The following is a 25,993-nucleotide window of genomic DNA, read 5'->3' on the forward strand; positions in this document are numbered from 1 at the left end:
TTTTGTATCTTTGCCTATGAATAACAGAAATACTAATGATGAACCCTAAAACGCTCATATATATAATAGGTGTATTAATATTATATTCTTGCCACGGAAAGCAGATGCGTAGCGAACTGCAACGGATAGATTCGCTTAATCAAACTGGTGCAAAACTGGATACTGTGACATCGTTACAGAATATGGTTATGTGGTTTGATAAATGGGGGACTTCTAATGAAAAAATGGCAGCACATTATTTAATGGGTCGTTCGGCTTATGATAAAGGCGATATGCCTAAAGCGCTTGTCTGTTTCCGACAAGCGATGGAGTATGCTGACACCATGTCTGCTGAATGTGATTTTAAAAGGTTGAGTCGGGTCTATGGACAGATAGCGGAGGTGTATCATCAACAACGTGTACCTCAGATGGAACTTGATGCAGAGAAAAAGGCAGTTGATTATGCTTGGCGCGCTAAAGATTCATTGTCTGCATGGATGTTTTATTCTTATCTTGCTCCAGTGTTTAATATGCTGAACCAACCTGACTCTGCATTGTACTATAGTAGAAGAGCATCTGCCATGTTGCGAGCTATGGGGCATGAATCAATTGCTGCGGCAATGGAAATTGATGTGGCTGCTTTTGAATTGCAACGGCGGAATTATCCAGAGGTCATACGCATACTGAATGAATATGAAAAGCATTCTGGTTTCTTTGATCAGAAAGGGAATGTCGAAAGAGGAAAAGAACTCTATTATGTATATCGAGGAAAGTATTACCAATATACAGGCCATTCGGATAGTGCGGTCTTGTATTATCGTAAAGCATTACGTCCATGGGCATCATTCAGTGCCAAAGTAAATGCGTATAAAGGGCTAATGGACTATTTTCAACAACAAAAGCAAGAGGATTCTATTGTAAAATATGCAAAGTTGTATTGTCAAACTAATGATACTGCTAATCTCATTCATTCTGGCGATGAGATTGTAAGGGCTACTGCTATTTATAACTATGAAGATAGTCAGCATAAGGCAATGAAAGCAACGAAAAAGACTAAGCACTATCGATTTGTTACGGGTATAGTAGTTGTTGCGTTTGTGTGTTTGACAGGGCTTCTGTGTGTGTTCGTCCGACGACGTAGAAGAATTGTGCAACAACATAGAAATACTATTTGTGAGAGATATATGCAGTTGACTACTGAATATAATAAAGTAGTGGAGGAACTGAATCAATCGCGATTGGGATGGGAGGAATTCCAAAAGAATAAAAAACAGGAGTTAGAAAAACTTCGTCAGGAATTGGTGCGCTATGTAGATTCAGAGATGAAACAGACAGAATGGAATGATGAAATGGCGTTGTTGCATAGTCCGATAGTATGTCAGTTTCATAAAAATGCATCGCGTGCATTTGTGCCTTCGCAGATGGAATGGATAGAACTCGAAAAGGTGATTAAACAGGATCTTCCGCAATTCACAGAGGTTTTATACGACAAAAGACATATGATGTCTGAAAAGGAACAGATGACTTGTGTGTTGACTCGTCTTCATTTTACTCCTGCAGAAATGTCAGTTCTGATGGGTGTCACTAAACAACGAGTGGCTAATCTTCGCAGTGATGCGAATCGAAAATTGTTTGGAGAAAAAAGTGCAAAGACACTAAAAAAGAACATTATGCGACTTGGATAAGTAAAAGATGTAATAAATGTATTTTATCTGATAACGCTTTGATAATTAAACAGTAAAGCCTCTGTTACTGGTTGACGCATGTAAAAGATGTACTTCTTTTTCTTGCTTAAAAAATAAAAACAAACTACCTTTACCGACGAAAACTAAAACTGTAATGTCAATCTGTGGGCGTCAGGTACGCACAGATTCCAATCATAGATGAAGCAAAATGTAGCTGATTTTGTTGCATAATGGAGGCGAGGGTATCCCAATCTCGGATAGAAACCGGTTAATTGTCGACTGTAAACTGGACGGGAAGTTTGAAAACTTAAACAGATAAAAAAAATGAAAAAGAAACTAATTTCGTTGCTGTTGCTACTTGGTATAGGTATAGCCTTCCCTGTTGTGGCATCAGCACAAACAGAGGTTGTCGTAACTAAACAACGTGTTACAGGCTGTACAATTATAGAGATATATGAAGACGGAGAATTGAAGAGCGAAGCAATTTATAATTCCGATGGTGAACGTATTTTATAAAGAAATCGCTATGTTATAATTTTTATCTTTCCAGGCTTTTATGGGCCTGGAAAGAATAATAATGCAACTATGATTAGATTTGGAATCGTTATAATAATGTGTTTGATGTGTTGTTCATCGAAAGCAATAGAAGTGTTGGACACTTCTTATTTGCACGTGAATTATGAAGCAAAACTGAAAATGAATAAGGAGAAGAAACATATAAATAGAAATGTTGTACTCGAAATAGGTAAAGACGTTTCTGTTTGTTATGATTCTAAATTCAGGCAATTTATCGCATTGGATGATTCGCTTAAAATGGTTCGTGCATCTGTTGGAGAATGGATTCGTACAATGGAAAACAACGGAACACTTGGAAGAACAGTTTCTTTTGCCGTGTATAAACATCTGCCTGCGATGAATGAATTGACATATACAGACGAGATATTCCGATATCTTTATTACTATGAACAGGAACTCCCTGCCATTGACTGGCAGATGCAGAATGCAGATTCTGTAGTGTGTGGCTATTCTTGCAGCAAAGCTGTGGGGGAGTGGAGAGGCCGTAGATGGACAGTATGGTACTCAATGGATATTCCAATAGATGATGGCCCATGGAAACTTCAAGGCTTGCCAGGTTTGATACTCCATGCCGAAGATGCTCAGGGCGACTTCTTTTTTACTTGTGTGGGCATTGAAGAAAAGCGCTCTCCAATAATCTTGTGGGGTGACCATATGCGTAAGTGTACTCCCGAATGGTTTCAACGTGAGATTACGGAGTTTTGGAAGGATCAAAGTGGTTATGTGAGTTTCCGTAACGGAATGCCTAAGCCAGACTATAGTAATACAGATTTTCGTCCTCAATCATTTACACCCTGCTTGATGGAAAACTATGAGTAAAAAAATGATAAGACTTGTTTGTTTGATAGTTATATTATTATCGTCACTTCCAACGTGGGCACAAGATGATAAAGAGGAAAAAATACCGTTGTATTATGATGATGAAACAGAATTGAAGGGGGGACGTCCCCGTACAGTTTTCCTCATTCCTAAACTATATAAGAAAGGAAATTTGATATATCTAAGAACTAATGATGACAGATGTTCTGTGAAGTTAACGATAATTTCAGTTGATAATAATATGTCCTTATTAAAAGAGGTATATGCTTTTGGTTATGTAGAATGTGAACTTCCTGAGGACATCAGAGGTTCTTTTGTTATACAGGTAGTAATAGAAGGGTCTTTATTATACGGACATGTGCAATTATAGAAATATATCTTTTCTTGATGGAAAACTATGAGTAAGAGTTGGACAAGGTGTGTTTGGTTGGCAATCGTGTTACTGTTATTACCTCTTATTGCATGGTCGCAGAGGTATGAGGGACGAGTGACCGATGATCAGGGACAACCTATCAAATCAGTATCCGTATTGCTCTTGGGCGAGAGCAATAGACCGGTGTGCTTTACCAAAACACAGGCAGACGGATTGTTTCGGGTTTCTGTACCACAAGGAAAGCCTGCAAAAAACATCATGTTCTCTTGTTTGAACTATTCCAAAGATACCCTGTCGCTCTCAATGTTCCGACAAGGGCAGACCGTCATACTGAAAGAACAAACAACGGAAATAAAAAACGTAGTGGTGAAATCGTCGAGGATACGCCAAACAGGAGATACACTCGATTATATGGTGAATAGTTTTCGACAGAAACAAGACCGGACCATTGCTGACGTACTTCGTAAGATGCCTGGTATTGATGTAGATAAAAACGGAGCAATATCCTATCAAGGAACGAGAATAAACAAATTCTATATCGAGGGAATGGATTTGCTGGGTGCTAAATACGTACAAGCATCAGAGAACCTGCCTGCTGATTATGTGAAGAAAGTACAGGTGATGGAACATCATCAACCTGTAAAGATGTTGCGTGATGTGGTCTTTTCTGAACAAGCAGCATTAAACCTTGTACTGACAGATAGTGCAAAGAATGTATGGCAGGGCATGGCTGATGTGGCAGCAGGAACGACTGCAAACTCCGGAAACGAATGGCTTGGTGATGTGAAACTGACGGAGATGCTCTTTGCTCGTATGAAGCAGAGTGTCTCGATGTATAAGTATAACAATACTGGAAAAGATATTGGAAAAGAAATCAATGCCATTGCAATACTTGATGATGGAGCACCGACAGAACGTGAAGTGGTACAAGGAGTGGAAGTCAATACCCCGCCACTTGACGACCATCGCACATTATTCAACGAAACTCATGTATTTGCAACCAACTGGCTTTTTAAGCCATCGGCGGATGCGGACTTCCGTATCCAAATAGATGGTAAAACGGATCATACGAAATGGGGACAACATACCGAAACATTCTATGTAGATGTAGATGATGGAAAAATGGTGGTTGAAGAGATGGCTGCTTATCGCAACAGGAGTCAACTGTCTGCTGACGCCACCTATCAATTGAACGGTGACCATATTTATCTGACCAATACCATGAAGGGCTTTCTCCATGTGGAAAACAGCAGAGGTAATACCCAGTGGAATAATCAACCGGTTACGGTTCGCACCAAACCACGCCGCTATTATCTTAACGACCGTCTGCACTTGATCCGTCGGTTGCAGGGCAATGGCTCGGTTTCGGCATCGGCTTATGTGTCGGCGAATCATCTGCCCAGTAGGATGGTGGTGGCAGACGGAACGCTTCAATATCTTGATGCGGACAGTTGGTTCTGGGGAGCATCAGCCGACAGAAAGTATCGTTTGTGGGGACTGCAACTGGGTCATGCCATCGACTATCAGGCTAAACAACAGCGAGGAACATCAACCTTCCAAGCGTTGACATCCGACTTCTGCTTTGAAACGCATCAAGTGAAAGTTGTCAATACGGTCAGTTACAACCGCAAATCATGGAAGTTGAATGCGAATGTGGGAGTGGTGTGGCTTGGTCAGCGCCTCGATAGTGTTCGGTTGAATCGATCCATTTTGGATATTAACTTGCAGGCAATCTGGCAGCCTACATCGCGTTGGCAGTTTTCGTCAACCTATCGGCAGACAGTTTTGCCTATTGATGGATGGAATACTACGGGCATGTCTTACTACACCACCTATTATTTGCGCCATCAAGGACCAAATGGTATAGTGGTTCCAGTGACTCGCAATATATCGTTTGCCATCAAGTATAAAGATGTGATGCAAGGATATTTTGCTTCTGTCCATGTGCAATGGAATCATAAGAACCATCAGCGCCTCTATCGTCATAGCATCGACGAAGCAGGTTACCATAGTATGGCAACCTCTATGGAAACGGATATGGACGGATGGAACATCCTTTCGCGACTGTCAAAGACCTTGCGGTGGTCGCGCATGTTCATGTCTTTATCATGTCATTGGAACTGTAATACGGGGCGCATACTATTAAATGAAGAATGTGTAGGCAATAGGAATGCCATGTTGACAACCAACTTTCATCTGGCGCTTCAACCCAGTGATTGGTTATCGTTGACTGCTGATTCCTTTTGGTTGCAGTCTGTGCAACATCAGGATGTGAATGGCGGTGTGAGTTCAACGCATAATTCTTTTGCTCATCTGTTGAAGATTTATGTAATGCCTGGACGTTGGCGTTTGGAATGGAACAACGAATTCTATCATAGTAACGATGGATCGGTATCGGCTAATTATTTTGCTGATGTGCGCTGCTTCTACAAAAGTATGATGTGGGAAGCAGGTGTGGAATTGAATAATGTGTTTGACCGTTCTAACTACCAATGGTTCAGATTGTCAGCAAACCGACGTGTTACCGTCATAAACCCTTTGCGTTCGAGAGAACTCATGTTTAGACTGAAATTCAGTTTCTAATATTTCAGATGGTGACGAAACACCATTATTCCCTTATATGAAAATGCAATTCGCAGAACCTGCGTATCTTTGCAGCAATAAATCGAAGAAAGAAATGAAAAGAATTGCATTTACTGTATGGTTGACAGTCGTAAGTATGATGGCCATGGCAACCCATTTGCCTGATGTGGAAGGAACCGTGGTCGATGAACAAGGACAACCCCTTGAGTTCGTGAATGTGGTATTGCTTTCAGAAGGTGATTCCGCCTTTGTGCAAGGTGCAACAACTGATGCAACAGGACATTTCCTTATCAAAACACCAGAAAACCATGGTGTGCTAAAAGTGACCAGCGTGGGCTATAAGACGACATTTGCCAATACCCATACCTTTGGAGGACGTGTCGTGCTAAAGGATGATGCGAAGATGTTGCAGGAAGTGACCGTGAAAGGAAGTCTGCCCAAAACCAAACTCACGGGAAACTCGATGGTGACTGCCATACAGGGAACGGTATTGGAGAAATCGGGTTCGGCAAAAGAAATGTTGTCGAAAGTGCCGGGTATGACATTGAAGGGCGATGCTTTGGAAGTGTTGGGGAAAGGCACACCTATTTATTATATTAACGGTAGAAAGATGCAAAATGCCGATGAACTGACCAGATTGCGTAGCGAGGAAATCAAGGAAGTGGAGGTGATTACCAATCCGGGTGCACAGTATGATGCTACTGTGACGGCTGTGGTGCGCATCAAGACAATACGCAGACAGGGCAATGGATTCGGCTTTGATCTGACTGCCAATTCGCAGAACGACCTGCGATATGGGTATTGGGATGGATCGAGTACGCTGAATATGCGGTATCGCTATAAAGCCTTTGAGCTCTTTGGCATGATGAACGGATGGAAACATGATCAGATGAATGATAGTGCGCCCCACCAGTGGAGCTATTATCGTAGTGGCGACCAACTGACTGGCATCGATCAAAACACCCGACTGCTCAACCACTGGACGGGAAAAGGTTTGGACTGGAACGTGGGATTCAACTTGCAACTGGCAGAAAACCATACCGTGGGTATGCGCATCGAACAACATAAGAACTATGATTCGGGCTATGATGCATGGCAGAAAACCTATATGACGAAGATGATTGTGGGCAAGCCCGATAGCAAGGAAGAGACGAACAACGTGACAGAAGAACAACTCCATGAACACTATCCATACAACTGGGAAGGGAATGCCTTCTATAACGGTAAGGTGGGGAAACTCAATATCGACCTCAATATCGACTTCCTGACCAATAAGAAAGAGGAAAATGGTGATATTCAAGAAAGCGTCAATCTGGAGAATAACACGATGACGTCGGATAGTAAAACCACCAATCAGATGTTTGCCGACAAACTGGTGTTGGGCTATCCTGTATGGAAAGGTATGTTGCAGGTAGGGTCGGAGATGAGTCGGGTGACGCGACGGTCGTTCTATCAGATTACCATGGATGGCGTGCCTACCACAGATTCGAAGGTAAAGGAGAATAGTATTGCCGCATTTGTGGAGTATGCCTGTCAGATTCCTAAAGTGGGAAGTGTGAGTGCAGGACTGCGCTATGAGCATGTGGGATTTGACTATAAGGATAGGATAAACAATGACAACTCGTTGGAACGATACACCAACGATCTGTTTCCTTCCTTCTCTTGGGCAAACCAGTGGGGAGCGGTACAGACTTCGCTCAGCTATAGTATGAAGACACAACGTCCTAATTACTGGATGCTCAATGAGGCTGTTATCTATATCAATCCCTATTCGCTGCAAACGGGCGACCCTAAACTGAAGAATGCCAAGACTCACAGTATTGGTGCAAATGCGCGATGGAAATGGCTCAATCTGATGGCTAACTATGAACGGACTGACGATGCGCTGACTCAATGGTCGTATATCTATAATGATCAAGGTGTAATACTCGTCAAAAACCGTAACCTCGATGTGCCGGTGAGAAGTGTATCGGTATTCCTGACAGCATCGCCGACATGGGGGTGCTACTCGCCGAGTTGGACCGTGGGTATGCAGAAATTCGACATGAAACAGACCTTGGCGGATCCTCGCGAAGCCAGTGGTGTGAGAACAGTACACTACAACCGGCCATTTTTTGTGGCAAATCTGAATAATGTGTTTCGACTGCCACATAAATGGCAACTGGAGTCTTATCTTTATTTCCAGCGTAAGGGCGACTGCATGAACTTCCGATTGAAGAACAATGTATGTAATCTTGGATTTGTGGTGCAGAAGTGTTGGCTGAAAAACGATGCCCTGTGCTTGCGAGTAACCGTTGATGATGTGTTGCAGCGTACCCGACAGAAAGTCAATATGGATTGTGGCTATTATACCCTCAACCAAAATTCTGCACAGAGCAACCATCGGTTGAACATCTCGTTGCGCTATTCATTCAATGCCAGCGGAAGCAAATATAAAGGAACTGGTGCTGGAAAGGAGGCTGCAGGACGAATGGCGCAATAACTATCGTTTCCCTTTCTTGACCGTAGTGCCTCCCATCTGTTTCCTATATTGATAGTAAATTGATTCGGACTTACTTGGGATTTACTTGGGATTTACTTGGGATTTGTTCGGGACTTGTTCGGGACTTGCTCGGGAAATGATGCGCACAGGCATGGAAGGTGGATATGGGGCGAAAATCATGTTGAATGGCTTTGATGTGTAAATAAATAATGTCAAAATACGGAGTTTTTTGCCGTTACAGTATTACAGTATTACAGTTTTTGAAAACGGTTTTTAGTGCTCGAAATATGGATTTTTAGGGTTTTGGCAGGAAAATATGCTGCAAATCCATCGTTTTAGCTTTTTGAAAACTGTAATACTGTAATACTGTAACGCGTATGATATATTATACGAGTAAATAAATTTTCTACGATTGACGGTTTTGGCGCGTGGGCTAATCAAAAGAAAAACCAGTTTTTCTTTGTATTTCTCTCGGTTTGCACTACCTTTGACCTGTGGTCCAAGGTAGGCTGCACCTTGGAACCAAAAATAAATAATAGTATTTATTTTGTGTTTCTCTCGGTTTGCACTACCTTTGACCTGTGGTCCAAGGTAGGCTGCACCTCGGAACCAAAAATAAATAATAGTATTTATTTTGTGTTTCTCTCGGTTTGCACTACCTTTGTTGGAAAAATGAGAGATGATGAACAAAGAACTTATAGCTAAAAGACTGGAAGTACTACGCGAGGAAATGCGCCGAGAACATCTGAGCGCATTCGTGTTTACTACGGGAGACCCTCATCATAGCGAATATACTGCGGAACATTGGAAAGGACGCGAATGGATTAGTGGATTCAATGGTTCTGCGGGTACTGCGGTGGTCACACTGAAAAGTGCGGCACTATGGACCGACTCACGCTATTTCATTGCTGCCGAAGAACAACTGAAAGGAACAGAATACCAGTTGATGAAACTGAAAATGCCCGAAACACCAACAGTCGCACAATGGATAGGTAGCGAACTTGCCGACATGGACGATAAAGCTGTGGGAATAGATGGAATGACCAACGGAGTGGCTGAGGTGGAAAACTTGAAATCTCAACTCAAACAACTTGGGGGCATTACGCTGCATACAGCATGGGATCCCTTGCAGCGTATCTGGAAAGATAGACCGACCGTGCCTCTCTGTCCCGTAGAAATACAACCGATGGAATATGCGGGCGAAGAGGCTGCCTCAAAACTGAAACGAATAAGAAAAGCACTTCGGGAAAAACATGCAGACGGTATGTTGGTGGCTTCGCTGGATGATATTGCCTGGACGCTAAACCTCAGAGGCAACGACATCCATTGCTGTCCGCTATTCGTTTCGTTCCTGTTGATTGACACTCAAAGCGCCACCTTATTTATATATAAGGAGAAAGTAGGGGACGAGGTGAAGGCTTATCTCGCAAAACTCGGTGTGCGCATGGCAGACTATAATCAGGTGAAACAAGGACTGAAAGACTATCCGGAATATAACATTCTGATGGATCCTGATGAGGTTTGTTACACGCTCCGACAAGCGGTGACGCGTCCTGTCGTTGAGGCTGCATCGCCCATTCCCGCTATGAAAGCTGTGAAAAACGAGGCTGAACAGAACGGATTCCGATTGGCAATGCAACGAGACGGAGCTGCTTTGGTCAAGTTTCTGAAATGGATGGAAGAACAGACCATAGATGGAACAATGACAGAACTGACCGTTTCTGATCGACTGGAACAGCTACGGTCCGAACAGCCACTCTATCGCGGACTCTCTTTTGATACAATATCAGCATACGGACCACATGGAGCTATTGTGCACTATGAACCGACTCAAGAAACTGATGTGCCCTTGCAAAGGAAAAGTCTTCTGCTCATAGATAGTGGCGCACAATATCAGAACGGCACAACAGATATCACCAGAACATTGGCACTAGGAGAACTCACAGAAGAAGAACGGAAAGTTTATACGCTGGTGCTCAAAGGACACATACAGTTGCAGATGCTCATATTCCCCAAAGGAGCAAGCGGAACACAACTCGACGCTGTGGCACGTCGCGACCTCTGGCAACACGGATACAACTTCCTGCATGGCACAGGACACGGAGTGGGAAGTTTTCTCAATGTCCATGAAGGACCGCATCAGATTCGGATGGAATATGTGGCGCAACCGCTCTGCGAAGGAATGACCGTGACCGACGAACCGGGCATTTATCTCAAAGACCGTTTCGGCGTCAGAATCGAAAACACACTCCTTGTGGTTCCTGCTTTCCAAACCGAATGTGGCACCTTCCTGAAGTTTGAAACCCTCACACTCTGTCCCATCGACAGACGCCCCATTATTCGCGAAATGATGTCGGAAGAAGAAATAGATTGGCTCAACCAATATCACCAAATGGTATATGACCGATTAGCACCAATACTTTCAGAAGATGAAAAAACATGGCTGAAAACAGCCACGAAACCGTTGTAAATGAGTGAAAATCACAAAAAAGCGAAAAAAAACTTGCTCAATTCGTAAATATGTTGTAATTTTGCACCCGCTTAATGGCAGAATAAAAAGTTTAACTAAAATAATAAAAACAAAAAGAACATGATTATTGTACCGGTAAAGGAAGGCGAGAACATCGAAAAGGCCCTCAAAAAGTTTAAGAGAAAGTTCGAAAAGACTGGCGTTGTGAAAGAACTCCGTCGTCGTCAACAGTTCGATAAGCCGTCTGTACTGAAGCGCCTCAAGATGGAACACGCTATTTACGTACAGAAGCTCCGCGCTACTGAAGAATAAAAAAGTAGAGCGAAAATTTGGTGGTTTGATATTTTTTGCGTAAATTCGTTGCCGAAATAGAAACTGTAATGCAACGAGTCTATGATCAAGAAATTCTTAAGCTACCTGCGCTATGAGAGGAATCGCTCCGAACTCACAGTGCGAAACTACGACAAGAGCCTTAGGGAATTCGAGTCGTATTTTAAACTTAGGGATAGTCAGCTCTCATGGGAGACAATAGACTCCGATGTCATCCGAGACTGGATGGAGAGCTTGATGGATAAAGGCGCCATGGCATCAACAGTGAATAACTGTTTGAGTGCCGTGCGTTCTTTTTATAGGTATGCACTTGCATACGGAATCGTTGCAGTAGATCCTTCACACTACGTCAAAGGACCGAAGCTCAAAAAACCACTACCCAAATTCATACGCGAAAAAGATATGGACCGCCTCATGGATCAAGACAACATGTGGGGCGATTCGGTTAAAGACATGCGCGCGCGTACTATTATATTAACGCTATACTCTACAGGAATACGATTGGCAGAACTTATCGGACTTGATGTGAATGACGTTGATTTCGTCAATATGCAACTCAAAGTGACCGGTAAACGAGACAAACAGCGGGTCGTACCTTTCGGAAAAGAACTCTGCGAGACCTTGCAGCAGTATCTTCAAGTACGCGAAACGCTACCGCTGCGTGATACAGAAGCACTCTTTGTGAACGACAAAGGGCTGCGAGTGAGTAGGGGACAGGTGGAAAATATAGTGAGAAACAATCTCTCGAAAGTCACAACACAGCAGAAAAGATCACCACACGTGCTGCGACACTCCTTTGCTACCGCCATGCTGAATAATGGTGCAGAACTGGAAAGCGTGCGCAAACTGCTCGGACACGAGAGCATCGCAACAACGGAAATCTATACACACGCAACATTCGAACAATTGAAAAGCGTGTATGAAAAAGCCCATCCAAGGGCCTGATAAGTGAAATATAAATAGTATTAACCCTAAAAAATGGAGGTAACTATGGAAATTAAGATTCAAGCAATCCACTTTGATGCAACTGACAAACTGCAGGCATTCATCGAAAAGAAAACAGCAAAACTGGAAAAAACCTACGAAGATATCCAAGCCGTAGAAGTGGTATGCAAAGTTGTGAAGCCAGCAACAGCACAAAATAAAGAGGTGAGCATTACTGTTAATGTTCCGGGGAATAGAGTTTTCGTAGAGAAAGTAAGCGATACTTTTGAGGAAGCAACAGACCTTTGCGTCGATTCTTTGAAGGTTCAATTGCAGAAAATCAAAGAAAAAATGCGTAATCGATAAAAAAAATCGCGAAAAGTTTTGGTAATTAAAAAATAATGCCTACCTTTGCATCCGCTTTCCGACAGTTAGCAACTCCTTCGGGAGGTGGATGCTTAGAGAAGCCTCTTTAGCTCAGTTGGCCAGAGCACGTGATTTGTAATCTCGGGGTCGTTGGTTCGAATCCGACAAGAGGCTCAGAAAAAGAACAAGGTCACAAGCAATTTGATGGCAAGTTAAGGAGTAACGGAATTTTTTTTAATGGGTGGTTTCCAGAGCGGCCAAATGGGGCAGACTGTAAATCTGTTGTCTTTCGACTTCGGTGGTTCGAATCCATCACCACCCACTTCCGAATAGGAAGTCTATTGCGGAAATAGCTCAGTTGATAGAGCACTAGCCTTCCAAGCTGGGGGTCGCGGGTTTGAGCCCCGTTTTCCGCTCTAAGCCTGCTGTTATAGCTCAGTGGTAGAGCACTTCCTTGGTAAGGAAGAGGTCCCGAGTTCAAGTCTCGGTAACAGCTCTTGAGAAAACAAGATTTAAATCGAACATTCATTAATTATAATAACAAAGAAAAGCTATGGCTAAAGAGAATTTTGTGCGCACCAAACCGCACGTAAACATCGGTACTATCGGTCACGTTGACCATGGTAAGACCACTCTGACTGCTGCCATCTCTAAGGTTCTCCACGAGAAGGGTTTCGGTACAGAGGATGTTAAGTCTTTCGATCAGATTGACAATGCTCCTGAGGAAAAAGAGCGTGGTATCACCATTAACTCTGCCCACATCGAGTATGAGACCGCTAACCGTCACTACGCACACGTTGACTGCCCAGGACACGCTGACTATGTAAAGAACATGGTTACTGGTGCTGCTCAGATGGACGGTGCTATCCTTGTTGTTGCTGCAACTGATGGTCCTATGCCTCAGACACGTGAGCACGTTCTGCTCGCTCGTCAGGTGAACGTTCCACGTCTGGTTGTATTCCTGAACAAATGCGATATGGTTGAGGATGAGGAAATGCTCGAACTCGTTGAAATGGAAGTTCAAGAGATCCTCGCTCAGTACGATTTCGAAGAAGATACTCCTATCATCCGCGGTTCTGCACTTGGTGCATTGAACGGTGTTGAAAAATGGGTTGACAAAGTTATGGAGCTGATGGATACCTGTGATACTTGGATTCAGGAGCCTCCACGTGATACTGACAAGCCTTTCTTGATGCCTATCGAGGACGTATTCTCAATCACAGGTCGTGGTACTGTTGCTACCGGTCGTATCGAAACTGGTGTTATCCACGTTGGTGACGAAGTTGAACTGCTCGGTCTTGGTGAAGACAAGAAGTCAGTTGTAACTGGTGTAGAAATGTTCCGTAAGATCCTTGATGAGGGTCGTGCTGGTGATAACGTAGGTCTGCTTCTCCGTGGTATCGATAAGAACGAGATCAAACGTGGTATGGTACTCTGCCATCCTGGACAGATCAAGCCTTTCAAGAAGTTCAAGGCTTCTATCTACGTTCTGAAGAAAGAAGAGGGTGGTCGTCACACTCCATTCGGAAACAAATATCGTCCTCAGTTCTATCTCCGTACCATGGACTGCACCGGTGAAATCACTCTTCCCGAGGGAGTTGAAATGGTAATGCCTGGTGACAACGTTGAGATCACTGTTGAGCTCATCTACGCTGTTGCTCTGAACCAGGGTCTGCGCTTCGCTATCCGCGAAGGTGGTCGCACCGTTGGTTCTGGTCAGATTACTGAAGTTTTCGAAGACTAATTCTAAGCAGTTTTTCTCTTACGAGACAAACTTTAGGAATTGACTATAAAGCCCCTGCTCTTCAGGGCAGGGGCTACTTACGGGAATAGCTCAGTTGGTAGAGCATCGGTCTCCAAAACCGAGGGTCGTGGGTTCGAGTCCTCCTTCCCGTGCTAAAACAAGAAGATATGTTTAAATCAATAGCAAATTACTGCAAGTCATGTTATGACGAACTCGTACATAAGGTGACATGGCCGACGCGTAAGGAATTGACACAAAGTGCTGTGTTGGTACTTACAGCTTCTTTGATTATTGCAATTATAGTATGGCTGATGGATATCGCATTCAAAGCCATCATGAGTTTAGTTTATCCCAACTAATTGTTAGATAATACATAAAGATGTCTGAGTCAGGAATGAATTGGTACGTCCTGCGTGCTGTAAGTGGAAAAGAAGGCAAAGTAAAAGAGTTCATCGAAGCTGCTAAGAAGCATAACGATGTGCTCAATGCTTCCGTTGGGGAAATCCTTCTGCCTACAGAGAAATATGCAATGATGCGCAATGGTAAGCGTGTTATTAAAGAAAAACTTTTCCTTCCGGGGTATGTCCTTATTCAGGCCCGCCTGCAAGGTGAAGTGGCACACATGCTTCGTTTCATTCCCAATGTACTTGGTTTTCTTGGTGGTTTGGATCACCCTGAAGTGGTGAGACAGGCCGATATCAACAGAATACTTGGTACAGCAGAGGAATCTTCCATTGAAAATACTGATGTTGCCATCCCATACAATGTGGATGATACTGTAAAGGTCATCGATGGTCCTTTCAGCGGATTCAGTGGTGTCATTGAAGAAGTTAACACTGACAAACGCAAGTTGAAGGTAATGGTGAAGATCTTTGGAAGAAAAACACCACTCGAACTTGCATTCACACAAGTAGAGAAAGAATAGGACATAAGTTACGGTATGTCCACTTCGTATATACGGTTGTTAGAGGCTTCCACTCTGATGGCTTATATAACAAAATTAAAATAATTACAAACAGAAATGGCTAAAGAAGTTGCTGGATTAATCAAATTACAGATTAAAGGTGGCGCTGCGAATCCTTCTCCCCCCGTAGGTCCTGCTTTGGGTTCTAAGGGTATTAATATCATGGGATTCTGCAAAGAGTTCAACGCCAGAACCCAGGATAAGGCTGGTAAGGTTTTGCCAGTTGTTATCACTTACTATGCAGACAAGTCATTTAGCTTCGTGATCAAGACTCCTCCCGCTGCTATCCAGCTCTTGGAGGCTGCCAAGATCAAGGGAGGTTCTGCTCAGCCTAACCGTAAGAAGGTTGCTGCTGTTACTTGGGAACAGGTACGCGCAATCGCTGAGGACAAGATGAGCGACTTGAACTGTTTTACCATTGAGTCAGCTATGAAGCTGATCGCTGGTACAGCAAGAAGTATGGGTATCACTGTAAAAGGGGACTTCCCTGGTAAATAACAAATAACTTCAATTTGAACAATGAGTAAACTGACAAAAAATCAAAAGTTGGTAGCTGGTAAGGTTGAAGCAGGGAAGGCATACTCTTTGAAAGAGGCCGCAGAGCTGGTGAAGGAAATTACCACCACTAAGTTCGAGGCGTCTCTCGATATCGACGTACGCTTGGGCGTAGATCCTCGTAAAGCCAATCAGATGGTTCGTGGCGTTGTTTCGCTGCCGAACGGTACTGGTAAGGTGACACGAGTTCTGGCTCTCTGTACTCCCGATCAGGAAGCTGCCGCTAAGGAAGCTGGAGCTGACTACGTTGGTCTTGATGAGTATATCAACAAGATCAAAGCTGGTTGGACTGATGTTGATGTTATCATCACAATGCCTTCTTGCATGGGTAAACTTGGTCCTCTCGGCCGTATCCTCGGCCCACGTGGATTGATGCCTAACCCAAAGAGTGGTACTGTGACTATGGACGTTGCTAAGGCAGTTAAGGAAGTTAAGCAGGGTAAGATCGACTTTAAGGTTGACAAGGCAGGTATCGTGCACACGTCAATCGGTAAGGTTACATTCACTGCTGATCAAATTTTCGAGAACGCAAAAGAGTTCATTCAGACTATCATTAAGTTGAAGCCTGCTGCTGCCAAGGGTACATACATTAAGAGTATCTTTATCTCAAGCACTATGAGTGCAGGTATTAAGGTAGATCCTAAATCAGTTGAATAACTCGTAAAAGTTTAGTAAAATGAAAAAGGAAGTAAAAGATACTATTATTGTAGAACTCGGAGAATACCTCAAAAAGTATCCTCATTTCTATCTCGTTGACGTAACTGGACTGAACGCTGAAAAAACAAGCGATCTTCGTCGCAAGTGCTTTAAGAGCGAGATTAAAATGGTGGTTGTGAAGAATAAGTTGCTTCACAAGGCTTTCGAGGCTTCTGAGATTGATTTCGAGCCATTGTATGGTTGCTTGAAAGGAAATACTGCGCTCCTCTTCTGTGAGACTGCTAATGTTCCTGCAAAGTTGCTGAAAGAGTACAAGAAGGATGGTATTCCTGCTTTCAAGGCTGCATACGCTGAAGAAGGTTTCTTCGTAGGTGCAGACAAACTCGAAGAACTGGTTTCTATCAAGAGCAAGAACGAACTTATCGCCGATGTTATGGCTTTGCTGCAGTCACCTATCAAGACTGTTGTATCTGGTCTCAACGCTGGTGGTAAAATCCATGGCCTGCTAGACGCTATCGCTGAGCGTAATAAATAAGCGAAACGTATAACAAATAACATTTAAAAACATTAAAAAATTAGAATAAAATGGCAGATATTAAAGCTATTGCTGAAGAGTTGGTAAACCTCTCAGTTAAAGAAGTACAAGAGTTGGCAACTGTCCTGAAGGACGAGTATGGAATTGAGCCCGCCGCTGCAGCTGTTGCAGTTGCTGCTGGTCCCGCCGCTGCAGGTGGTGCTGAGGCTGCTGAAGAGAAGACTTCTTTCGACGTAGTTCTGAAAGAAGTAGGCGCTAACAAGCTCCAGGTTGTTAAGGCTGTTAAGGAAGCTTGTGGTCTCGGTCTGAAGGAAGCTAAGGATCTCGTTGACGGTGCTCCTGCTACTCTGAAAGAGGGCATGGCAAAGGACGAGGCTGAGAACCTGAAGAAGACTATCGAAGGTGCAGGTGCCGTAGTTGAGCTGAAATAATTTAGCACAACAATAAAGAATTGGTTAAGGACTTCCCAGTCGGAGGTTCTTAACCTTTTTGTGTCTTACAAGTAAAGTTCTAGAAATTTCTAGAACACTCTATATTTCTAGAACATCACACATTATAATATATGGCTTCAAAAGTAGTAAACAACAGAGTAAACTTTGGCAGCGTCAAGAATCCGTTACCATATCCGGATTTCCTCGATGTGCAATTAAAGTCATTCAAAGATTTCCTGCAGCTGGATACTCCACCTGAGGAACGCAAGAATGACGGTTTGTATAAGGTGTTTTCAGAGAACTTCCCTATCACCGACACACGTAATAATTTCGTTCTTGAGTTCCTGGATTACTATATTGATCCCCCGCGTTATACCATCGACGAATGTCTGGAACGTGGATTGACATATAGCGTACCCTTGAAAGCTAAACTGAAACTTTATTGTACAGACCCCGATCATGAGGATTTCAGTACTGTGATTCAGGACGTATTCCTTGGTCCTATTCCCTATATGACCGATAATGGTACGTTTGTTATCAATGGCGCTGAGCGCGTAGTAGTTTCGCAGTTGCACCGTTCTCCTGGTGTGTTCTTCGGACAGAGCGTTCATGCCAATGGTACTTTGCTTTATAGTGCCCGTATCATTCCGTTCAAGGGTTCTTGGATTGAGTTTGCTACTGATATTAATAGTGTGATGTATGCTTACATCGACCGTAAGAAGAAATTGCCTGTTACTACCTTGCTGCGTGCAATCGGTTTCGAGAATGATAAGGACATCCTTGAGATTTTCGATCTGGCTGAAGAGGTGAAGGTTAACAAAACTTCTCTGAAGAAGGTTATCGGTCGTAAGCTTGCAGCTCGTGTGTTGAAGAGCTGGAACGAGGACTTTGTTGATGAAGATACAGGTGAAGTAGTATCTATCGAGCGTAACGAAGTGATGATGGAGCGTGAGACCGAAATCACAGAAGATAACGTTGCTGAGATTCTTGAGTGTGGTGCACAGACCATTCTCGTTCATAAAAATGAGAATCAGGCTCAGGATTTCTCTATCATCTTCAATACTTTGCAGAAGGACCCCAGTAACTCAGAAAAAGAAGCTATTCTGTATATTTATCGCCAGTTGCGTAATGCAGATCCTCAGGATGATGCATCTGCACGTGAGGTGATTCAGAACTTGTTCTTCTCAGACAAACGTTATGACTTGGGTGATGTGGGTCGTTACCGTATCAACAAGAAACTTGGTCTTGATACTGACATGTCTGTACGTGTACTGACTAAGGAGGATATTATCGAGATTATAAAGTATCTGATTCAGTTGATCAACTCAAAGGCTACTGTCGATGATATTGACCATCTCTCAAACCGTCGTGTTCGCACTGTTGGTGAGCAGTTGGGCAATCAGTTCTCTGTAGGTCTTGCTCGTATGAGTCGTACTATTCGTGAGCGTATGAATGTTCGTGACAATGAGGTGTTCACTCCTATAGATTTGATCAATGCCAAGACTATTTCGAGTGTCATCAACTCGTTCTTTGGTACTAACCCATTGTCGCAGTTCATGGACCAGACTAACCCATTGGCAGAGGTAACCCACAAACGTCGTCTTTCTGCCCTTGGTCCTGGTGGTCTGTCTCGTGAGCGTGCTGGATTCGAGGTACGTGACGTACACTATACTCACTATGGTCGTCTATGTCCTATCGAAAGTCCTGAAGGACCTAACATCGGACTTATTTCTTCATTGTGTGTATATGCTAAGATTAATGAGCTTGGCTTCATCGAAACTCCATATCGTAAGGTAGAAAATGGTGTGGCCAACCTCAAAAACGATGAAATACTATATCTGACTGCTGAGGAAGAAGAAAACCACGTAATCGGTCAAGGTAATGCACCGCTGAACGACGACGGAACATTCATTCGTGAAGTAGTGAAATGTCGTCAAGATGCGGACTTCCCTGTTGTTCCACCAACAGAAGTTGACTTGATTGACGTTTCTCCACAGCAGATTGCATCTATTGCGGCTTCGCTTATTCCTTTCTTGGAGCATGACGATGCTCACCGTGCACTGATGGGATCGAACATGATGCGTCAGGCCGTACCTTTGCTTCATAACGAGGCTCCTATCGTTGGTACTGGTATTGAGAAGCAGGTATGTGAGGACAGCCGCACCATGGTTACTGCAGAAGGCGAGGGTGTAATCGATTATGTTGATGCAACTACTATTCGTGTGCTCTATGATCGCACAGAGGATGAGGAGTTCGTTAGTTTCGAACCAGCCCTTAAGGAATACCGTATTCCGAAGTTCCGTCGTACCAACCAGAACATGACTATTGACCTTCGTCCTATTTGTGACAAGGGACAGCGTGTGAAGAAGGGCGACATCCTTACGGAAGGATATGCTACCGAGAACGGTGAACTGGCTCTTGGCCGCAACCTGCTCGTTGCCTATATGCCTTGGAAGGGTTACAACTATGAGGATGCTATCGTATTGAACGAGCGTATTGTTCGTGAGGACGTACTGACCTCTGTACACGTTGATGAATACTCTCTTGATGTACGCGAAACTAAGCGTGGTGCTGAAGAGTTCACTTCTGATATTCCCAATGTTAGTGAAGAAGCTACTAAGGATCTCGATGAGAATGGTATCATCCGTGTTGGTGCCCGTGTAGAACCAGGTGACATCTTGATTGGTAAGATTTCACCAAAGGGTGAGAGCGATCCTTCACCTGAAGAAAAATTGCTGCGTGCCATCTTCGGTGACAAGGCTGGTGATGTGAAAGACTCTTCACTGAAGGCTAATCCTTCATTGACAGGTGTTGTTATCGACAAGAAACTCTTTACCCGTGCTACTAAGACTCGTCAGGACAAACAGCAGGACAAGGTTAAGCTTGCAAAAATTGATGAAGAGCACAATGCCAAGATAGAAGATCTGAAGGATATTCTTGTAGAGAAACTTCTGGTATTGACAGATGGTAAAGTTTCACAAGGTGTGAAAGACTATACTGGTGCCGAAATCATTTCTAAGGGTAGTAAGTTTACTATGACCAACCTGAAGAACCTGGAGTATGGTGATGTACAGGTGAGCAACTGGACCGAGGATGATCACAACAACAAGATGATCGCTCAGTTGATTACCAACTTTATGAAGAAGTTCAAACTCCTTGATGCAGAGATGAAGCGTAAGAAGTTTGCCATTACCATCGGTGATGAACTGCCTTCAGGAATCCTGCAGATGGGTAAGGTATATGTTGCCAAGAAACGTAAGATTGGTGTCGGTGATAAACTCGCCGGACGTCACGGTAACAAGGGTATTGTGTCTAAGGTAGTTCGCCAGGAAGATATGCCGTTCTTGGAGGATGGTCGTCCAGTTGACTTGGTACTTAACCCACTGGGTGTGCCTTCTCGTATGAACCTTGGACAGATTTTTGAGGCTATCCTTGGTGCAGCAGGTAAACGTCTCGGTGTGAAGTTTGCTACTCCAATCTTCGATGGTGCAAAACTTGACGACCTCGCAGAATGGACCGACAAAGCAGGTCTGCCACGCCTCTGCTCAACACATCTGTATGATGGTGAGACCGGTGAGCGATTTGACCAGCCTGCTACTATCGGTATCACATACTTCCTCAAACTCGGCCACATGGTAGAAGACAAGATGCACGCCCGTTCTATCGGTCCGTACAGTCTCATCACTCAGCAACCTCTTGGAGGTAAGGCACAGTTCGGTGGTCAGCGTTTTGGAGAAATGGAGGTCTGGGCATTGGAAGCCTTCGGAGCCAGTCATGTGCTTCAGGAGATCCTTACCATCAAGTCAGACGACGTGGTTGGACGCAGCAAGGCCTACGAGGCTATTGTCAAGGGCGATCCTATGCCAACTCCCGACATCCCCGAATCACTCAATGTATTGTTGCATGAGTTGAAGGGTCTTGGTCTAAGTATCAAGATGGATTAATCTGTGAGTTAACGAACAAAGAACAAAGTATATTAAGTATTGAAATATGGCTTTCAAGAAAGAATCAAAGATAAAGAGTAATTTTACCAAGATTACCATCGGTCTGGCTTCACCAGAGGAGATCCTTGAGAACTCCTGCGGTGAGGTGACCAAGCCTGAGACCATCAACTATCGCACCTATAAGCCTGAGCGCGACGGTCTGTTCTGCGAGCGCATCTTCGGTCCTACAAAGGACTATGAGTGTGCCTGCGGTAAGTATAAGCGCATTCGCTATAAGGGTATTGTTTGTGACCGATGCGGAGTAGAGGTGACTGAAAAGAAGGTTCGCCGTGAACGTGCTGGTCATATCGAGTTGGTAGTTCCGGTTGCCCATATTTGGTATTTCCGCAGCTTGCCTAATAAGATTGGTTATCTGTTGGGGCTGCCTACAAAGAAACTCGATTCTATCATCTACTACGAGCGATATGTTGTCATCCAGCCTGGTGTTATGGCTGGCCGTCAGGATGCAGAAGGAAATGCAGCAGTAGGTTCGAATATGTACGACCTGCTCACAGAAGATGAGTATAACGATATCATCGAGAACCAGATTTCTATCGAGAACGACTATCTCGATGATAGCGATCCCAATAAGTTTATTGCCAAGATGGGTGCAGAGGCTATCTATGACCTTCTCGTCCGTCTTGACCTCGACTCTCTGTCGTATGAACTGCGTGACCGTGCCAACAGCGACTCGTCTATGCAGCGCAAGAATGAGGCTTTGAAGCGTCTGCAGGTTGTTGAAGCTTTCCGCAATAGTGTAGAGAAGGGCATCAACCGTCCTGAGTGGATGATAATGAAAATTATCCCTGTAACTCCTCCTGAGTTGCGTCCGCTCGTTCCACTGGATGGTGGTCGTTTCGCTACTTCCGACCTCAACGACCTATATCGTCGTGTCATCATTCGTAACAATCGTTTGAAGCGACTGATGGAAATTAAGGCTCCTGAGGTTATTCTGCGCAATGAGAAGCGTATGTTGCAGGAGGCTGTTGACTCTCTCTTCGACAACAGTCGTAAGTCTTCAGCTGTGAAGAGTGAGAGCAATCGTCCGCTCAAGTCTCTTAGCGATTCGCTGAAAGGTAAGCAAGGACGTTTCCGTCAGAACTTGCTCGGTAAACGTGTTGACTATTCTGCGCGTTCTGTAATCGTAGTAGGTCCTGAATTGAAGATGGGTGAGTGTGGTCTTCCTAAGTTGATGGCTGCCGAGCTCTATAAGCCATTCATCATCCGCAAGCTCATTGAGCGTGGAATTGTAAAGACTGTGAAGTCTGCCAAGAAGATTGTTGACCGTCGTGAACCGGTAATTTGGGATATCCTTGAGAATGTAATGAAAGGACATCCTGTGTTGCTCAACCGTGCGCCAACACTTCACCGTCTCGGTATTCAGGCCTTCCAACCCAAACTGATTGAGGGTAAGGCTATTCAGCTTCACCCATTGGCATGTACTGCATTTAACGCCGACTTTGATGGTGACCAGATGGCTGTCCATCTCCCATTGAGCAATGAGGCCGTGCTTGAAGCACAGATTCTGATGCTTCAGAGCCACAATATCCTGAACCCTGCCAATGGAGCTCCTATCACCGTACCTTCACAGGATATGGTGCTCGGTCTTTATTATATTTCTAAGATCCGTCCAGGTGCCAAGGGTGAAGGCTTGACTTTCTATGGTCCAGAAGAAGCTATCATTGCATACAACGAAGGTCGTTGTGACCTCCACGCTCAAGTGAAGGTTATGGTTGATGACCGTATTGATGGCAAACCTGTCCGCCATTTGGTGGAGACTTCTGTTGGACGTGTTATCGTAAACGGTATCATTCCTGAAGAGGTTGGCTTTGTCAACAAGATCGTGTCTAAGAAGTCACTTCGCGATATCATTGCTGATGTGATTAAGAATGTAGGTTTTGCTGAAGCCTGTGAGTTCCTTGATGGTATCAAGAACCTTGGTTATCGTATGGCTTATGAGGCAGGACTTTCGTTCAACCTTGACGATATCATTATTCCGGAATCTAAGAAGGACCTTGTAGCTAAGGGTAATGAGGAAATCCGTCAAATTACCGAGAACTATAACATGGGTTTCATTACCGACAACGAACGTTATAATCAGGTAATTGATACCTGGACACATATCAATAACGACCTTGGTAATGTGCTGATGAAGGAAATGACAGAGGCCGACCAGGGTTTCAATGCCGTATTCATGATGCTCGACTCTGGAGCCCGTGGTAGTAAAGACCAGATTCGTCAGCTTTCAGGTATGCGTGGTCTGATGGCCAAACCGCAGAAAGCTGGTGCTGAGGGTGCACAGATTATTGAGAACCCAATTCTGTCGAACTTTAAGGAAGGTATGTCAGTGCTGGAGTACTTCATCTCTACCCATGGTGCACGTAAGGGTCTTGCCGATACCGCTATGAAAACAGCCGACGCCGGTTATCTGACACGTCGTCTGGTTGACGTTTCCCATGATGTGATCATCAATGAGGAAGACTGTGGTACACTGCGCGGACTCGTTTGCACTGCATTGAAGAATGGTGATGAAGTCATTTCAACTCTCTATGAGCGTATTATCGGTCGTGTATCTGTTCATGATATTATTCATCCTTCAACCGGAGAACTTATCGTTGCTGCCGGTGAGGAAATAACTGAGCCAATTGCACAGGCTATTGAAGATTCGCCCATCGAGAGTGTTGAAATCCGTTCTGTGCTTACTTGTGAGTCGAAGCATGGTGTCTGCATGAAGTGTTACGGACGCAACCTTGCCACTCGTCGTATGGTACAGAAGGGTGAGGCTGTCGGTGTGATTGCTGCTCAGGCTATTGGTGAACCAGGTACACAGCTTACTCTTCGTACGTTCCACGCCGGCGGTGTGGCTGCCAATGCTGCTGCCAATGCCAGCATCGTGGTGAAAAATGACTCTCGTATCGAATTTGAGGAAGTACGTACCGTACCATTTGATGAAGATGGTCGCGAATGTGAGATGGTTGTCAGCCGTCTGGGTGAAGTACGTTTCGTAGATCCCAATACCAATATCGTTCTTTCTTCGATGAACGTACCTTACGGTTCTTCTCTCTATTTCAAGCATGGAGCTTTGGTTAAGAAGGGCGACAAACTTGCACAGTGGGATCCGTTTAACGCCGTCATCGTTTCTGAATACGCAGGAACCTTGAAGTTCCACGATGTAATTGAAGGTATTACTTACCGTGCCGAGACCGACGAAACCACAGGTCTTACTGAAAAGATTGTCACCGAGTCGAAAGACAAGTCTAAGGTACCTACCTGTGATATTATTGACGCTAACGGTGAGGTTGCTGGAACATACAACTTCCCTGTGGGTGGTCACGTAGTAGTTGAAGATGGTCAGACTATTAAAACTGGTGAGACCCTCGTTAAGATTCCTCGTGCAGCTGCCAAGGGTGGTGACATTACCGGTGGTCTGCCTCGAGTAACAGAGTTGTTCGAGGCACGTAACCCAAGTAACCCTGCCATTGTATCTGAAATTGATGGTGAGGTAACCATGGGTAAGGTGAAGCGCGGTAACCGTGAAATCATCGTTACATCAAAGACTGGTGAGCAGCGCAAGTATCTCGTATCGTTGTCTAAGCAGATTCTGGTACAGGAACACGATGCCGTACGTGCAGGAACTCCACTGTCAGATGGTGTTATTACTCCAGCAGACATCCTTGCTATCAAGGGTCCCACGGCTGTACAGGAATATATCGTGAATGAAGTACAGGATGTGTATCGTCTGCAGGGTGTGAAGATTAACGATAAGCACTTCGAGATTATCGTACGCCAGATGATGCGTAAGGTACAGATCAACGATCCAGGCGATACCTCATTCCTTGAGCAGGAGATTGTTGATAAACTCGACTTTGCAGAAGAGAACGATCGTATCTGGGGCAAGAAAGTGGTTGTAGATGCAGGTGACTCTGAGAACCTTCAGAAAGGTCAAATTGTTACCGCACGCAAACTGCGCGACGAGAACTCAATGCTGAAGCGTCGTGACCTTAAATTGGTTCAGGTACGTGATGCTGTTGCTGCTACCTCTACCCAGATTCTGCAGGGTATCACCCGTGCCGCTCTTCAGACCAAGTCGTTCATGTCGGCTGCATCGTTCCAGGAAACCACTAAGGTGCTCAACGAAGCTGCTATCCGTGGTAAGGTTGATTACCTTGAGGGCATGAAGGAGAATGTGATTACTGGTCACTTGATTCCAGCCGGAACTGGTCTTCGCGAATTTGAAAAGATTATCGTAGGCTCGAAAGAAGAGTATGAGCGCATGCAAGCTAATAAGAAAAATGTGCTTGACTTTGCCAACGAACCTGCAATGGACGAGAAATAATTCTCGCTCCTGACTAATATATCAAAGTGCTGCTATTGTCTGAAAGGACGGTAGCAGCGTTTTTTTTGTATGTTATTTCTATATAGGCATGCTTAGTTGGATTTGGCTTCTCTGCAAAGTTTCTTTCAATTTGGTCCTGTCGATAGTATTGTTATCCCTTCGGATCATTCCTGGGTATTGAGTAAACTATTAAGAACGCAT

Annotated in this window: 19 protein-coding genes and 5 tRNA genes; all 24 read left to right on the forward strand. The window is 44.2% G+C overall.

Annotated elements, in window-relative coordinates:
- Positions 1–35: 35 nt before the first annotated feature.
- The 24 genes from CIK89_RS09460 to rpoC all read left to right on the forward strand — a co-directional run bounded on the left by CIK89_RS09460 (position 36) and on the right by rpoC (position 25,792).
- Positions 36–1,664 carry a lipopolysaccharide assembly protein LapB gene (locus CIK89_RS09460; RefSeq protein WP_094391121.1) on the forward strand — a complete coding sequence of 543 codons (1,629 nt, stop codon included), beginning with the start codon at positions 36–38 and terminating at the stop codon, positions 1,662–1,664.
- Positions 1,665–1,988: 324 nt separating this feature from the next.
- Entirely contained in the window at positions 1,989–2,180 is a 192-nt protein-coding gene (locus CIK89_RS09465; protein ID WP_094391122.1) for a hypothetical protein, read from the forward strand.
- Between the two features lie 96 nt (positions 2,181–2,276).
- Entirely contained in the window at positions 2,277–3,059 is a 783-nt protein-coding gene (locus CIK89_RS09470) for a GLPGLI family protein (protein ID WP_256387827.1), read from the forward strand.
- A complete protein-coding gene (locus CIK89_RS09475; RefSeq protein ID WP_094391124.1) occupies positions 3,052–3,429 on the forward strand; it encodes a hypothetical protein in 378 nt (125 codons plus the stop codon). Before CIK89_RS09470 ends, CIK89_RS09475 begins: the two co-directional genes overlap by 8 nt.
- A 27-nt stretch (positions 3,430–3,456) precedes the next feature.
- Positions 3,457–6,015, forward strand: a complete 2,559-nt coding sequence (locus tag CIK89_RS09480) for a carboxypeptidase-like regulatory domain-containing protein (protein WP_144007395.1) — start codon at positions 3,457–3,459, stop codon at positions 6,013–6,015.
- 94 nt (positions 6,016–6,109) lie between these two features.
- Entirely contained in the window at positions 6,110–8,497 is a 2,388-nt protein-coding gene (locus tag CIK89_RS09485) for an outer membrane beta-barrel family protein (RefSeq protein WP_158215010.1), read from the forward strand.
- Positions 8,498–9,176: 679 nt separating this feature from the next.
- Positions 9,177–10,967 (forward strand): aminopeptidase P family protein, encoded by a 1,791-nt coding sequence (locus CIK89_RS09490; protein WP_371593404.1) that lies wholly within the window; start codon positions 9,177–9,179, stop codon positions 10,965–10,967.
- Between the two features lie 120 nt (positions 10,968–11,087).
- The gene (rpsU, locus tag CIK89_RS09495; protein WP_094391127.1) at positions 11,088–11,279 is read left to right on the forward strand and encodes a 30S ribosomal protein S21; all 192 of its coding nucleotides are present in this window, start codon (positions 11,088–11,090) and stop codon (positions 11,277–11,279) included.
- 81 nt (positions 11,280–11,360) lie between these two features.
- Positions 11,361–12,242: a site-specific tyrosine recombinase/integron integrase gene (xerA, locus tag CIK89_RS09500; protein ID WP_094391128.1), complete on the forward strand. Its 882-nt coding sequence runs from the start codon at positions 11,361–11,363 to the stop codon at positions 12,240–12,242.
- Positions 12,243–12,287: 45 nt separating this feature from the next.
- Positions 12,288–12,587, forward strand: coding sequence for a ribosome hibernation-promoting factor, HPF/YfiA family (gene hpf / locus CIK89_RS09505; protein ID WP_094391299.1), 300 nt, complete (start codon positions 12,288–12,290; stop codon positions 12,585–12,587).
- A gap of 100 nt (positions 12,588–12,687) precedes the next feature.
- Positions 12,688–12,761 (forward strand) — tRNA-Thr (locus tag CIK89_RS09510).
- A gap of 65 nt (positions 12,762–12,826) precedes the next feature.
- A tRNA-Tyr gene (locus CIK89_RS09515) sits at positions 12,827–12,909 on the forward strand.
- Positions 12,910–12,930: 21 nt separating this feature from the next.
- Positions 12,931–13,003, forward strand: a tRNA-Gly gene (locus tag CIK89_RS09520).
- An 8-nt stretch (positions 13,004–13,011) separates the two neighbouring features.
- Positions 13,012–13,083 (forward strand) — tRNA-Thr (locus CIK89_RS09525).
- A gap of 57 nt (positions 13,084–13,140) precedes the next feature.
- Complete coding sequence (gene tuf, locus CIK89_RS09530) at positions 13,141–14,331, forward strand: elongation factor Tu (RefSeq protein ID WP_094391129.1); 1,191 nt, start codon at positions 13,141–13,143, stop codon at positions 14,329–14,331.
- A 79-nt stretch (positions 14,332–14,410) separates the two neighbouring features.
- Positions 14,411–14,483 (forward strand) — tRNA-Trp (locus tag CIK89_RS09535).
- A 15-nt stretch (positions 14,484–14,498) separates the two neighbouring features.
- Positions 14,499–14,690: a preprotein translocase subunit SecE gene (secE, locus tag CIK89_RS09540; RefSeq protein WP_094391130.1), complete on the forward strand. Its 192-nt coding sequence runs from the start codon at positions 14,499–14,501 to the stop codon at positions 14,688–14,690.
- 20 nt (positions 14,691–14,710) lie between these two features.
- On the forward strand, positions 14,711–15,256 hold the full coding sequence (gene nusG / locus CIK89_RS09545; protein WP_094391131.1) for a transcription termination/antitermination protein NusG: 546 nt from the start codon (positions 14,711–14,713) through the stop codon (positions 15,254–15,256).
- A gap of 96 nt (positions 15,257–15,352) precedes the next feature.
- Complete coding sequence (gene rplK / locus CIK89_RS09550; RefSeq protein ID WP_094391132.1) at positions 15,353–15,793, forward strand: 50S ribosomal protein L11; 441 nt, start codon at positions 15,353–15,355, stop codon at positions 15,791–15,793.
- A gap of 21 nt (positions 15,794–15,814) precedes the next feature.
- Positions 15,815–16,507, forward strand: coding sequence for a 50S ribosomal protein L1 (gene rplA / locus CIK89_RS09555; protein ID WP_094391133.1), 693 nt, complete (start codon positions 15,815–15,817; stop codon positions 16,505–16,507).
- A 19-nt stretch (positions 16,508–16,526) separates the two neighbouring features.
- On the forward strand, positions 16,527–17,042 hold the full coding sequence (gene rplJ / locus CIK89_RS09560; RefSeq protein ID WP_094391134.1) for a 50S ribosomal protein L10: 516 nt from the start codon (positions 16,527–16,529) through the stop codon (positions 17,040–17,042).
- 50 nt (positions 17,043–17,092) lie between these two features.
- On the forward strand, positions 17,093–17,473 hold the full coding sequence (rplL, locus tag CIK89_RS09565) for a 50S ribosomal protein L7/L12 (RefSeq protein WP_094391135.1): 381 nt from the start codon (positions 17,093–17,095) through the stop codon (positions 17,471–17,473).
- Positions 17,474–17,604: 131 nt separating this feature from the next.
- Positions 17,605–21,417, forward strand: a complete 3,813-nt coding sequence (gene rpoB / locus CIK89_RS09570; protein WP_094391136.1) for a DNA-directed RNA polymerase subunit beta — start codon at positions 17,605–17,607, stop codon at positions 21,415–21,417.
- Positions 21,418–21,463: 46 nt separating this feature from the next.
- Positions 21,464–25,792: a DNA-directed RNA polymerase subunit beta' gene (rpoC, locus tag CIK89_RS09575; RefSeq protein ID WP_094391137.1), complete on the forward strand. Its 4,329-nt coding sequence runs from the start codon at positions 21,464–21,466 to the stop codon at positions 25,790–25,792.
- The last annotated feature ends 201 nt before the right edge of the window (positions 25,793–25,993 follow it).

Origin of the sequence: Prevotella sp. P4-119 (assembly GCF_002251345.1) — a bacterium.
In the GTDB taxonomy this organism is placed as follows: Bacteria; Bacteroidota; Bacteroidia; order Bacteroidales; family Bacteroidaceae; genus Prevotella.